Annotated in this window: 11 protein-coding genes; 6 read left to right on the top strand and 5 right to left on the bottom strand. The window is 69.0% G+C overall.

The genetic code is table 11. The annotated features are described in order from the left end of the window. Positions 1 to 12: 12 nt before the first annotated feature. From ACFC09_RS09645 to rpmH, 5 genes are read right to left on the bottom strand one after another with little or no spacing between them, the layout of a single operon-like run. Positions 13 to 525, bottom strand: coding sequence for a protein jag (locus ACFC09_RS09645; protein WP_376525396.1), 513 nt, complete (start codon positions 523 to 525; stop codon positions 13 to 15). A gap of 15 nt (positions 526 to 540) precedes the next feature. Beyond that, entirely contained in the window at positions 541 to 1,839 is a 1,299-nt protein-coding gene (gene yidC / locus ACFC09_RS09650; RefSeq protein WP_376525397.1) for a membrane protein insertase YidC, read from the bottom strand. 3 nt (positions 1,840 to 1,842) lie between these two features. Next, complete coding sequence (gene yidD, locus ACFC09_RS09655) at positions 1,843 to 2,208, bottom strand: membrane protein insertion efficiency factor YidD (protein ID WP_376525398.1); 366 nt, start codon at positions 2,206 to 2,208, stop codon at positions 1,843 to 1,845. Beyond that, positions 2,205 to 2,576 (bottom strand): ribonuclease P protein component, encoded by a 372-nt coding sequence (gene rnpA / locus ACFC09_RS09660; RefSeq protein ID WP_376525399.1) that lies wholly within the window; start codon positions 2,574 to 2,576, stop codon positions 2,205 to 2,207. The genes yidD and rnpA overlap by 4 nt, the downstream gene beginning before the upstream one ends. A gap of 21 nt (positions 2,577 to 2,597) precedes the next feature. Next, on the bottom strand, positions 2,598 to 2,735 hold the full coding sequence (gene rpmH / locus ACFC09_RS09665; RefSeq protein WP_003956500.1) for a 50S ribosomal protein L34: 138 nt from the start codon (positions 2,733 to 2,735) through the stop codon (positions 2,598 to 2,600). A gap of 375 nt (positions 2,736 to 3,110) precedes the next feature. Here rpmH and dnaA point away from each other — a divergent pair, with 375 nt between their 5' ends. The 6 genes from dnaA (at position 3,111) to gyrB (ending at position 12,607) form a co-directional block, all read left to right on the top strand. Then, the gene (dnaA, locus tag ACFC09_RS09670) at positions 3,111 to 5,048 is read left to right on the top strand and encodes a chromosomal replication initiator protein DnaA (protein ID WP_376525400.1); all 1,938 of its coding nucleotides are present in this window, start codon (positions 3,111 to 3,113) and stop codon (positions 5,046 to 5,048) included. A gap of 1,125 nt (positions 5,049 to 6,173) precedes the next feature. After that, positions 6,174 to 7,304, top strand: coding sequence for a DNA polymerase III subunit beta (gene dnaN, locus ACFC09_RS09675; RefSeq protein ID WP_376525401.1), 1,131 nt, complete (start codon positions 6,174 to 6,176; stop codon positions 7,302 to 7,304). A 145-nt stretch (positions 7,305 to 7,449) separates the two neighbouring features. Beyond that, positions 7,450 to 8,325 carry a phosphogluconate dehydrogenase (NAD(+)-dependent, decarboxylating) gene (gene gnd, locus ACFC09_RS09680; protein ID WP_376525402.1) on the top strand — a complete coding sequence of 292 codons (876 nt, stop codon included), beginning with the start codon at positions 7,450 to 7,452 and terminating at the stop codon, positions 8,323 to 8,325. Between the two features lie 52 nt (positions 8,326 to 8,377). Continuing rightward, positions 8,378 to 9,538, top strand: a complete 1,161-nt coding sequence (gene recF / locus ACFC09_RS09685) for a DNA replication/repair protein RecF (protein ID WP_376525403.1) — start codon at positions 8,378 to 8,380, stop codon at positions 9,536 to 9,538. Next, positions 9,535 to 10,077, top strand: a complete 543-nt coding sequence (locus ACFC09_RS09690) for a DUF721 domain-containing protein (protein ID WP_376525404.1) — start codon at positions 9,535 to 9,537, stop codon at positions 10,075 to 10,077. The genes recF and ACFC09_RS09690 overlap by 4 nt, the downstream gene beginning before the upstream one ends. Positions 10,078 to 10,522: 445 nt before the next feature. After that, entirely contained in the window at positions 10,523 to 12,607 is a 2,085-nt protein-coding gene (gene gyrB, locus ACFC09_RS09695; protein WP_376525405.1) for a DNA topoisomerase (ATP-hydrolyzing) subunit B, read from the top strand. The last annotated feature ends 30 nt before the right edge of the window (positions 12,608 to 12,637 follow it).

A 12,637-nucleotide genomic window follows, 5' to 3' on the forward strand; every position in this document is an offset into this window, starting at 1 on the left:
CCAGGGGGCAGATCAGGCGGGCAGCACGACGACGAACCGCTGCGGCTCCTCGCCCTCGGACTCGCTGCGCAGCCCCGCTGCCTTGACCGCGTCGTGCACGACCTTGCGCTCGAACGGGGTCATCGGCTTCAGCTTGACGGGCTCACCGGAGTTCTTGACCTCGGCGGCGGCCTTCGCACCCAGCTCGGACAGCTCGCCGCGCTTCTGGGCACGGTAGCCCGCGATGTCCAGCATCAGCCGGCTGCGGTCCCCGGTCTCCCTGTGCACGGCCAGGCGAGTCAGCTCCTGAAGGGCTTCCAGCACCTCGCCGTCACGGCCGACCAACTTCTGCAGATCACGGCCGCCCGTGTCGCTGATGATCGACACGGAGGCGCGGTCCGCCTCCACGTCCATGTCGATGTCGCCGTCGAGGTCGGCGATGTCGAGCAGACCCTCAAGGTAGTCCGCCGCGATCTCGCCCTCCTGCTCCAGGCGGGTCAGGGTGTCTGCACCCTCGGCAGCGGCGGAGGTGGTGCCTTCCGTCACGGGATGGACTCCTTCTTACTTCTTGGACGGGGACTTGGGCCGCTGCGGATTCTTGCGCTGACCGGACTGGGCCTTGCTTCGGGTGCCGGCACTCGGCTTCGCCGCCTGCTTGGCTGCGGGCTCGGCGTCCTGCGACTGTTCGGACTTCGCCAGCGACGTGGACGGGGCGTCGGCGTCGGCCTCTGGGTGGGCGTCGGCGTCGGCCTGCTTCGGGCCGCCGGACTGGCGCTGGGCCTTGCTCTGGCGCTTGGGCTGCTGACGCTTGGGGGCGGCAGCGGTGGTGGTCGTCGTCGTGCCGTCCTCGGCCACGGTGACGGTCTGGCTCTCGCTCTTGAGTACCGTGCCGTCGGCCTGTGCGGCGAGACCCGCCTTGCTCAGGCCGTTGATGAACTTGCGCTCGAACTCATTGCGGTCCCGGCCCTTGCTCACGATCGCCTTGATGATGGCCTTCTCGCTGCGTCGGCCGACCTTGCCGTGGTGCGTGACGTGCTTGGTCAGACGCTCCAGATAGGCGGCCTGCGCCTTGGAACCCGGAGTCGGGTTGTTGCGGATGACGTACATCTGCTGGCCCATGGTCCACACGTTGGTGGTGAGCCAGTAGACGAGGACACCGACCGGGAAGTTGATGCCGAAGACGGCGAACATGACCGGGAAGACGTACATCAGCATCTTCTGCTGCTGCATGAACGGCGTCTTCACCGTGGTGTCGACGTTCTTCGTCATCAGCTGGCGCTGCGTGTAGAACTGCGACGCCGACATCAGGACGATCATGATCGCGGTGACGACCCGGACATCGGTCAGCGAGGCACCGAGGGCGGCGACCTTGCCCGAGCCATCGGTGAACTTCGCGGCCAGCGGGGCGCCGATGATGTGCGCCTTCTGGGCGCTGGCGAGCAGCTGGTCGTTGATCACGCCGATGGTCTTGCCCGACGCGATGCCGTTGAGCACGTGGTACAGGGCGAAGAAGAACGGGGACTGCGCCAGGATGGGAAGGCACGAGGAGAGCGGGTTGGTGCCCGACTCCTTGTACAGCTTCATCATCTCTTCGGACTGACGCTGCTTGTCGTTCTTGTAACGCTCCTGGATCTTCTTCATCTCGGGCTGGAGCGTCTGCATGGCCCGGGTCGCCTTGATCTGCTTCACGAAGAGCGGGATCAGGCAGATGCGGATCAGGATCACCAGGGACACGATGGACAGGCCCCAGGCCCATCCGGTGTCCGGGCCGAAGACGGCGCCGTACACCGTGTGGAACTGGACGATGACCCAGGAAACGGGTGTCGTGATGAAGCTGAAGAGGCTGGCAATCGTGTCCACTAATCATGCTCCTTGGGCATGGGACGAGGTCTCAGCGGCCGGGCTCGAAGGAAGCCCGGAAGGGAGCTTCTCCTCGGGGGCCGGTTCGGCGGCGGAGGGCCCGCCCTTGCGTGCGCGCCAAGCGCTGCGCAGCATTTCGTGCCACCTGGGACGCTTGCGCGGCGGAACATGATCCACACCGCCGAGCGACCACGGATTGCACCGGAGGATGCGCCAGGCGGTGAGTGCCGTGCCCTTGATCGCACCGTGCCGGTCGATGGCGGTGTAGCCGTAGTGGGAACACGACGGGTAGTACTTGCACACCGGTCCGAGCAGCGGACTGATCGTCTTCTGATACAGCTTGATCAGAACCAGTAGTGGATACTTCATCGCGCGCCCCCTCCCAGCAGCCGCCCCACGGCGGCATCCAGGTCCCGGGCCAGCTGTGCATGGTCTGCGTCACCCGCTCCGGGCAGCGCTCGTACGACTACCAGGCTACCGGGGGGAAAGAGGGCGACTCGTTCCCGCATCAGGTGACGCAGTCGGCGCTTCACTTTGTTGCGGACGACGGCGCCGCCCACGGCCTTGCTGACGACGAAACCCGCACGCGTCGGGGGAGCACTCTCCTCAGGCGCATGCGGGTCCGTGGCACCGCTACGAAGGTGGACGACGAGGAGCGGGCGCCCGGCCCGGCGACCCCGTCGTACCGCGGTCGCGAAGTCCTCGCGCCGCCTCAGCCGGTTCTCGGTGGGCAGCACGACGTCATGACCTGATCGGGATCAGGCGGACAGACGGGCGCGACCCTTGCTACGGCGGGACGCGAGAATCGCGCGGCCGGCACGGGTGCGCATACGCAGCCGGAAGCCGTGGGTCTTCGCGCGACGACGGTTGTTCGGCTGGAAGGTGCGCTTGCTCACTCGGGGGCTCCAGAAGGTATCGGTGGTGGCGGGGTGCCGTCCTGGCTGTCACCGTGCGCCCACGAGTAGCTCGCAGTGACGCCCGAGTGCACCGCTTACCGATCACCTGACGTGACCTGTGCCCATCGGAGGCAGGCGGCAGCAGCCATCGACAACTCGACCTGGTTACGGTACGCGCGGCTACGCCATCCGGTCAAACCCGGAGTCACGCAGAGACACTATCCACAGGCTGGGGACAACAACTTGAACCGTAGCCGCCGCGCTGACTACCGTGACTGGACTCCGATTCGTTCCCTTGTCCCCCGCACCACCCGTTTTAGATCCCGACCCGTCCCGCAACCACACGTTCGTGGGACCTGTGAGAGAGCGTGCCCTGTGGCTGACGTACCTGCCGATCTTGCCGCAGTGTGGCCGCGAGTACTGGAGCAGCTCCTCGGAGAAGGCCGTGGTCAGGGTGTGGAAGCGAAGGACGAGCACTGGATCAGGCGCTGCCAGCCGCTCGCCCTGGTCGCGGACACCGCGCTGCTCGCCGTACCGAACGAATTCGCCAAAGGCGTACTGGAGGGCCGGCTGGCGCCGATCGTCAGCGAGACCCTGAGCCGCGAGTGCGGCCGCCCGATCCGCATCGCGATCACCGTCGACGAGTCCGCGGGCGAGCCCCCGGCGCCGCCCGTCCCCAAGCCCGCGCCCTCCTACGACGAGGGCGGGCCGGCGTCGCCGGCGTCCCGCTACGAGGAGCACACGCTGCCCTCCGGCCCGTACGAGGGGTACGGCCGGCACCGCGCCGACCCGTTGCCGGGCGCCGAGTCCGGCCCCGGCGCGGACCAGATCCCCACCCCCCGCCCGGCCTATCCGTCCGAGTACCAGCGCCCCGAGCCCGGGGCCTGGCCGCAGCCCGGCCAGGACGAATACAGCTGGCAGCAGCCGCGACTCGGCTTTCCGGAGCGCGATCCGTACGCGTCGCCGCCGTCGCAGGACTCCTATGGATCACGCGACGCCTACGCGTCGCCGGACGCCTACCCCCCGGGACAGCGCGCGTACGGCTCCGGGCAGGACTACCGCCCGCCGGGCCGTGAGCGCCCGTACGAGCAGCAGCACTCCGGCTACGACGCGTCACGTGCGGACTACGACCAGCGCGGCCCGGCCCGGCGTGAGCTGCCCGAGCCGCCGTCCGGCTCCGGCCGGCCACACCGCGGCGGCCCGATGGCGCCGAGCCCGCCGACGACCGGTGTCGGCCCACTGACCGCGCAGCCGGCTCCGGCGGCCGGTCCGGGCGAGCCGACGGCGCGGCTGAACCCGAAGTACCTCTTCGACACGTTCGTCATCGGCGCCTCCAACCGTTTCGCGCACGCGGCCGCGGTCGCCGTCGCCGAGGCGCCCGCGAAGGCGTACAACCCCCTCTTCATCTACGGCGAGTCCGGACTCGGCAAGACCCACCTGCTGCACGCCATCGGGCACTACGCGCGCAGCCTCTACCCGGGCACGCGCGTGCGGTACGTGAGCTCGGAGGAGTTCACCAACGAGTTCATCAACTCCATCCGCGACGGCAAGGGCGACAGCTTCCGCAAGCGCTACCGCGAGATGGACATCCTCCTCGTCGACGACATCCAGTTCCTCGCGGACAAGGAGTCGACGCAGGAGGAGTTCTTCCACACCTTCAACACGCTCCACAACGCCAACAAGCAGATCGTGCTCTCCAGCGACCGGCCCCCCAAGCAGCTGGTCACCCTGGAGGACCGGCTGCGCAACCGCTTCGAGTGGGGCCTGATCACCGACGTCCAGCCGCCCGAGCTGGAGACCCGCATCGCCATCCTGCGCAAGAAGGCGGTGCAGGAGCAGCTCAACGCCCCGCCCGAGGTGCTGGAGTTCATCGCCTCGCGGATCTCGCGCAACATCCGCGAGCTGGAGGGCGCCCTGATCCGGGTGACCGCGTTCGCCTCGCTCAACCGGCAGCCGGTGGACCTGGGGCTGACGGAGATCGTCCTCAAGGACCTGATCCCCGGCGGCGAGGACTCGGCTCCCGAGATCACCGCGACGGCGATCATGGCCGCGACCGCCGACTACTTCGGGCTCACCGTCGAGGACCTGTGCGGCACCTCGCGCGGCCGCGCCCTGGTGACCGCCCGGCAGATCGCCATGTATCTGTGCCGTGAGCTGACCGATCTGTCGCTGCCGAAGATCGGCGCGCAGTTCGGCGGGCGCGACCACACGACGGTCATGCACGCCGACCGCAAGATCCGCGCGCTGATGGCCGAGCGCCGCTCCATCTACAACCAGGTCACCGAGCTGACCAACCGCATCAAGAACGGCTGACGCCGACCACCGCACGCACGGGGCGCCGCTGGGATCCGCCGAGATCCCGGGGGCGCCCTTCGTGATTCCGGGGTCTCCGGTGTCTCCGGAGGGGGGTGAGAGCAGTCGTGCGGAGGCTGGGACGCCATCGTGCGCCGTTCCGTCCCGTCCCGGTGTCCCCGGGGGTTCCGAGGGCCGCCAGGGCCCCATGGGCGCCAGCCACCCGCTCCAGCGCCGCGGACCGCCGGGCTCGACGCCATCCGCCGCCCCTCCACCAACCCCTCCGCCGTCACCACCGCCCCCTTCCGCACCCCGGCCGCACCCCGGCCGACCCGGGCCGGCCGGGGTGCGGCCGAGGATTCCCGACGTCCTTCGGCCACCCCGTGTTCGATTACCCGCCGGGTTACGGCCGCCCTCCACAGATTCGGTGACTTTCTGCCGTCCACACCCTGGGGACTGCCGAGTTGTCCAGATCGTGTCCACAGCCGACCCTGTCGAAAAACCATCAAGGCAGGTCATCCGGTTGTGGATCGGTGGACGACAGATCTCCACAGGCTGTGGACGAAGCGGAGATCCACAAGCTGTGCACAAAGTTGTCCACCGGCAACCCACAGGCTGAGGACCGTTGTCCCCAGCGAACGCCGCGTTCTCCACATGACTGTCCACTGTTCGGCAACACGACGCACCCGATCACCGTGTCGAGTGAAAGGCGTCACATCAAGCTGCCGGATTGGCATGTGGGAAACGTGGGTAAACCTGGGGACACAGCTGGGGAGAACTGGCCTCAGGCTGTGGGCGGGGTGTGCAGAACTTCTTGTTCTCCACAGACAGGCCCGGTTGTCCACCGCCTCCACCCACAGGCTCCGTGGACAAAATATCCGCGCTGAGCAGGGCAAACGTGGTTATCCACGGTTTCCACAGGCCCTACTACTACCGCCAAGCAGAGAGAGAGCGGGATCCGTTTCGAAGCGGGGCCTGTGCACAACTCGCTGTCTCGTGCCCGACTGCCTCCCGGCACGACTTGACCCCGACAGGCACCTACTGTCAGTGCGGTGCGTCAGACTGGTTCCCCGGTGTTCTTCCCCACCCAGGGGACAGCGACACCGCGTCGTAGAGCTCAGTGGCAACAGCAGGAGGCGGCTTACGGTGAAGATCCGGGTGGAACGCGACGTACTCGCGGAGGCAGTGGCCTGGGCGGCACGCAGCCTCCCGGCCCGTCCGCCGGCGCCTGTCCTCGCCGGCCTCCTGCTCAAGGCCGAGGACGGCCAGCTGAGCCTGTCCGGCTTCGACTACGAGGTCTCCGCGCGCGTGAGCGTCGACGCGGAGGTCGAGGAGGAGGGCACGGTCCTCGTCTCCGGCCGCCTCCTGGCCGACATCTGCCGCGCCCTCCCCAACCGCCCGGTGGAGATTTCCACAGACGGTGTACGGGCGACGGTCGTCTGCGGCTCCTCGCGCTTCACCCTCCACACCCTGCCTGTGGAGGAGTACCCGTCCCTGCCGCAGATGCCGGTCGCGACGGGCACGGTCCCCGGCGAGGTCTTCGCCGCCGCCGTCGCGCAGGTCGCCATCGCGGCCGGTCGCGACGACACGCTGCCCGTCCTCACCGGTGTGCGCATCGAGATCGAGGGCGACACGGTCACGCTGGCCTCCACCGACCGCTACCGCTTCGCGGTCCGCGAGTTCCTGTGGAAGCCCGAGAACCCGGACACGTCGGCGGTCGCCCTGGTGCCCGCCAAGACGCTCCTGGACACCGCCAAGGCGCTGACCAGCGGCGACAGCGTCACGCTTGCCCTGTCCGGCTCCGGTGCGGGTGAGGGTCTGATCGGTTTCGAGGGCGCGGGCCGGCGGACGACGACGCGTCTGCTGGAGGGCGACCTGCCGAAGTACCGCACGCTGTTCCCGACCGAGTTCAACTCGGTCGCGGTGATCGAGACCGCCCCCTTCGTGGAGGCCGTCAAGCGTGTGGCCCTGGTCGCCGAGCGCAACACCCCGGTGCGGCTCAGCTTCGAGCAGGGCGTGCTGATCCTGGAGGCGGGCTCCAGCGACGACGCACAGGCTGTGGAAAGAGTCGACGCCCAACTGGACGGCGACGACATCTCCGTCGCCTTCAACCCCACCTTCCTGCTCGACGGGCTCAGCGCCATCGACTCGCCGGTGGCCCAGCTGTCGTTCACCACGTCCACGAAGCCCGCGCTGCTCAGCGGCAGGCCCGCGGTGGACGCCGAGGCGGACGAGACCTACAAGTACCTGATCATGCCGGTGCGCCTCAGCGGCTGATCCTCGCGTCCCGCAAAGCCCCAGGTGAGGGCGTACGTATGAGCGCGTATGCCCACAGCTGTGCACGGCGGTCCGGGTCTAGGCTCAGCCGCGGGTACGAACGTGTGCCCCATCCGTCACACAGCTACCGAAGGACACCAATCAGATGGAGCTCGGTCTCGTCGGCCTCGGCAAGATGGGCGGCAACATGCGCGAGCGGATCCGCCGCGCAGGCCACACCGTCATCGGATACGACCGCAACGCGGACCTCGCCGATGTCCACAGCCTGGAGGAGCTTGTGGGCAAACTGTCCGGGCCGCGCGTGGTCTGGGTGATGGTGCCGGCCGGCGAGGCCACCCAGTCCACGGTCGACGAACTGGCCGAGCTGCTGGAGCCGGGCGACGTCGTCGTGGACGGCGGCAACTCCCGCTGGACGGACGACGAGAGGCACGCCGAGGAACTGGCGGCCAAGGGCATAGGTTTCGTCGACTGCGGTGTCTCGGGCGGGGTCTGGGGGCTGGAGAACGGCTACGCCCTGATGTACGGAGGCGACGCGGAGCACGTCGCCAAGGTGCGGCCGGTCTTCGAAGCGCTCAAGCCGGAGGGCGACTTCGGCGCGGTGCACGCCGGACAGGTCGGCGCGGGCCACTTCGCGAAGATGGTCCACAACGGCATCGAGTACGCGATGATGCAGGCTTACGCCGAGGGCTGGGAGCTGCTGGAGAAGGCCGACTCCGTCACGGACGTGCGTGAGGTCTTCCGCTCCTGGCAGCAGGGGACGGTGATCCGTTCCTGGCTGCTCGATCTCGCGGTGAACGCCCTCGACGCGGACGAGCACCTGGCCGGGCTGAAGGGTTATGCACAGGACTCCGGCGAGGGACGGTGGACGGTGGAGGCCGCCATAGACCACGCGGTGCCGCTGCCCGCGATCACCGCGTCGCTGTTCGCGCGGTTCGCCTCGCGGCAGGACGACTCGCCGCAGATGAAGATGATCGCGGCGCTGCGGAACCAGTTCGGCGGCCACGCGGTGGCGAAGAAGTAATCCACAGGGCCGGGTTCCGGTCCACAAGCCTGGGGGAGGTCGGCGCACGACCATGCACGTCACGCATCTTTCGCTGGCCGACTTCCGCTCGTACGCCCGGGTCGAGGTCCCGCTCGACCCGGGCGTCACCGCGTTCGTCGGCCCCAACGGGCAGGGCAAGACGAATCTCGTCGAGGCGGTCGGCTATCTGGCCACCCTCGGCAGCCACCGGGTCGCCTCGGACGCCCCGCTGGTCCGCATGGGGGCCGAGCGTGCGGTCATCCGCGCCCAGGTCAGGCAGGGCGAGCGGCAGCAGCTGATCGAGCTGGAGGTGAACCCGGGCAGGGCGAACCGCGCCCGTATCAACCGCTCGTCGCAGGTCCGGCCGCGGGACGTGCTGGGGATCGTACGGACCGTGCTGTTCGCGCCCGAGGACCTGGCCCTGGTCAAGGGTGATCCGGGTGAGCGGCGGCGCTTCCTCGACGAGCTGATCACGGCCCGCACGCCGCGCATGGCGGGGGTGCGTTCGGACTACGAGCGGGTCCTGAAGCAGCGCAACACGCTCCTGAAGTCGGCGGCGTTGGCCCGCAGGCACGGCGGCGGCCGGGCCGGGGAAGCCCCCGGGCGGGGGAATCCGGGCGCCGGGGCGGACCTGTCCACGCTCGACGTCTGGGACCAGCATCTCGCGCGCGCGGGCGCCGAACTGCTCGCCCAGCGGCTCGACCTGATCACCGCACTCGAACCGCTGGCCGACAAGGCGTACGAGCAACTGGCTCCCGGGGGCGGCCCGCTCGCCCTGGAGTACAAGCCGTCGGCGCCGGGCGAGGCCCATACCCGCGAGGAGCTGTACGGGCAGCTGATGGCGGCGCTCGCCCAGGCGCGCAAGCAGGAGATCGAGCGCGGTGTCACCCTCGTCGGCCCGCATCGCGACGACGTGGTCCTCAAGCTCGGCCGGCTGCCGGCCAAGGGGTACGCCTCGCACGGCGAGTCCTGGTCGTACGCGCTGGCATTGCGGCTGGCCTCGTACGACCTGCTGCGCTCGGAGGGCAACGAACCGGTGCTCGTGCTGGACGACGTCTTCGCCGAACTGGACGCCCGCCGCCGGGAGCGGCTCGCGGAACTGGTCGCGCCGGGTGAGCAGGTGCTGGTGACCGCCGCCGTCGACGACGACGTACCGCACGTGCTGGCGGGGGCCCGGTACACGGTGTCGGACGGGACGGTGGAGCGCGCGTGAGTACGGACGAGCCCGCCCCCGCGCGGCCCGAGCACTCCCCCGAGCCCTCGGGCGTCGATCTCGCGCGCGTGGCGCTGCGCGCGGCGAAGGAGGCGGCACGCGCGCGTGGGGACGCGGTGCGGCAGAAGAAGCAGGCACGGCGCGGGGGACTGCGCTCCGGCGCGCGCGCCGACGGCCGCGATCCGATGGCGCTGGGCGCCGCGATCAACCGGTTGATCACCGAGCGCGGTTGGGAGGCGCCGGCCGCGGTGGGCGGAGTGATGGGCCGGTGGCCGCAGATCGTCGGCGACGACCTGGCCAAGCACTGTGTGCCGCAGCGGTACGACGAGGAGGAGTGCGTGCTGGCGGTGCAGTGCGACTCCACTGCCTGGGCGACGCAGCTGCGGTTGCTCGCGCCGACGCTGGTGGCACGCCTCAACGAGGATCTGGGGCACGGGACGGTGAAGTCGATCAAGGTGTTCGGTCCCGGTGGCCCCACCCGTCGCTACGGTCCCCTCCGCGCCCCGGGCAGCAGGGGCCCCGGCGACACCTACGGGTGACCGACGCGTCGCCGAGAGGTGACGGACGGGCCTGCGGAGCGGGCCTGGGCGGGGGCTGCCGAGTGGGTGACCGACTTCACATATCCGCTGGTCCGGCGGGCTTTCCGGATCATGGTGGGTCACCCGGCCGGAGGATCGCGCGGGGGCCTGGGACGTGACCTGACCGTGGAGTAGCCGGGGGTTGACAGCTCGAAGCGCTGAGTGGCGCTGTGAGCCTCTTGGAGCCCCCATCCGCATATCGGTACCCGGCCGAGACCGGTTGAGGGCGGCACATGGGGACTCAGGTACCGGCAAACCCCCATCACTGTCGGCGCTACCGGTAGACTGGAAGCCAATCCCGCCCCAAACGTGGGGACCGTCCGGGAAAAGCTGAGCACCGCTGATTCAGGGCTTACCAACGCAACATGCCGCAGCCGCTCCGGCAACCTGCCGACGAGTTCGGCTCGTGCTGTGCCAGAAAGGGCGCTTCGTGGCCGATTCCGGCAACCTCAACGAGAACATCCCGTCCCCCGACGCCGGCGCCGACGGCGCGGTGACCTCGTCGAACGGCGACGTCACCGCTTCGTACGACGCCAGCGCGATCACCGTGCTTGAGGGTCTGGACGCGGTTCGCAAGCGACCCGGTATGTACATCGGCTCGACCGGCGAGCGCGGTCTGCACCACCTCGTGTACGAGGTCGTCGACAACTCGGTCGACGAGGCGCTGGCCGGGTACGCGGACACGATCGACGTGACGATCCTCGCCGACGGCGGCGTCCGCGTCGTCGACAACGGCCGCGGCATCCCGGTGGGCATCGTCCCCTCCGAGGGGAAGCCGGCCCTGGAGGTCGTGCTGACCGTGCTGCACGCGGGCGGCAAGTTCGGCGGCGGCGGCTACGCGGTCTCCGGTGGTCTGCACGGCGTCGGCGTCTCCGTCGTCAACGCGCTGTCCAGCAAGGTGTCGGTCGAGGTCAGGACCGACGGCCGGCGCTGGACGCAGGACTACAAGATGGGCGTGCCGACCGCCCCGCTCGCCGAGCACGAGGAGACCGGCGAGACCGGCACCTCGGTCACGTTCTGGGCCGACGCGGAGATCTTCGAGACCACCGACTACTCCTTCGAGACGCTGTCGCGGCGCTTCCAGGAGATGGCGTTCCTCAACAAGGGCCTGTTCATCCGGCTCACCGACGAGCGCGAGTCCGCGAAGGCGACCGCCGGCGCGGACGAGGCGGGGGCCGACGAGAAGGACGAGGTCAAGTCGGTCACGTACCACTACGAGGGCGGCATCGTCGACTTCGTGAAGTACCTCAACTCCCGCAAGGGCGACGTGGTGCACCCCACCGTCATCGACCTGGAGGCCGAGGACAAGGACAAGAGCCTGTCCCTTGAGGTCGCGATGCAGTGGAACAGCGGCTACAGCGAGGGCGTGTACTCCTTCGCGAACATCATCCACACCCATGAGGGCGGTACGCACGAGGAGGGCTTCCGGGCGGCGCTGACCTCGCTGATCAACAAGTACGCGCGGGACAAGAAGCTGCTGCGCGAGAAGGACGACAACCTCACGGGCGACGACATCCGCGAGGGCCTGACCGCGATCATCTCGGTGAAGCTGAGCGAGCCGCAGTTCGAGGGCCAGACGAAGACCAAGCTGGGCAACACGGAGGCCAAGACCTTCGTCCAGAAGGCCGTCTACGAGCACCTCAACGACTGGCTGGACCGCAACCCGAACGAAGCCTCGGACATCATCCGCAAGGGCATCCAGGCGGCCACCGCGCGCGTGGCGGCCCGCAAGGCGCGGGATCTGACCCGTCGCAAGGGCCTCCTTGAGTCGGCGTCGCTGCCGGGCAAGCTCTCCGACTGCCAGTCGAACGATCCCACCAAGTGCGAGATCTTCATCGTCGAGGGTGACTCCGCCGGTGGCTCCGCCAAGTCCGGCCGCAACCCGCAGTACCAGGCGATCCTCCCGATCCGTGGCAAGATCCTCAACGTCGAGAAGGCCAGGATCGACAAGATCCTGCAGAACCAGGAGATCCAGGCGCTGATCTCCGCCTTCGGCACGGGTGTGCACGAGGACTTCGACATCGAGAAGCTCCGCTATCACAAGATCATTCTGATGGCGGACGCCGACGTCGACGGCCAGCACATCAACACCCTGCTGCTGACCTTCCTGTTCCGCTTCATGCGGGACCTGGTGGAGCGGGGCCACGTGTTCCTCTCCCGCCCGCCGCTCTACAAGATCAAGTGGGGCCGGGACGAGGTCGAGTACGCGTACTCCGACCGGGAGCGCGACGCGCTCCTGGAGCTGGGCCGCCAGCGCGGCAAGCGCGTCCGGGAGGACTCCATCCAGCGCTTCAAGGGTCTCGGCGAGATGAACGCCGAGGAGCTGCGGGTGACGACGATGGACGTCGACCACCGGGTCCTCGGCCAGGTCACCCTCGACGACGCCGCCCAGGCCGACGACCTGTTCTCGGTCCTGATGGGCGAGGACGTCGAGGCCCGCCGCCAGTTCATCCAGCGCAACGCCAAGGACGTTCGCTTCCTCGACATCTGAGTCGGTCTCTGCTGACCGCACCGGGAAGGA

It is taken from the genome of Streptomyces sp. NPDC056161 (genome assembly GCF_042268025.1).
In the GTDB taxonomy this organism is placed as follows: Bacteria; Actinomycetota; Actinomycetes; order Streptomycetales; family Streptomycetaceae; genus Streptomyces.

What these genes read in the sequence shown, in the direction of transcription:
- yidD (WP_376525398.1), bottom strand. Translation starts at nt 2,208, where the DNA reads ATGAAGTATCCACTACTGGTTCTGATCAAGCTGTATCAGAAGACGATC.
- gnd (WP_376525402.1), top strand. Translation starts at nt 7,450, where the DNA reads ATGGAGCTCGGTCTCGTCGGCCTCGGCAAGATGGGCGGCAACATGCGC.
- recF (WP_376525403.1), top strand. Translation starts at nt 8,378, where the DNA reads ATGCACGTCACGCATCTTTCGCTGGCCGACTTCCGCTCGTACGCCCGG.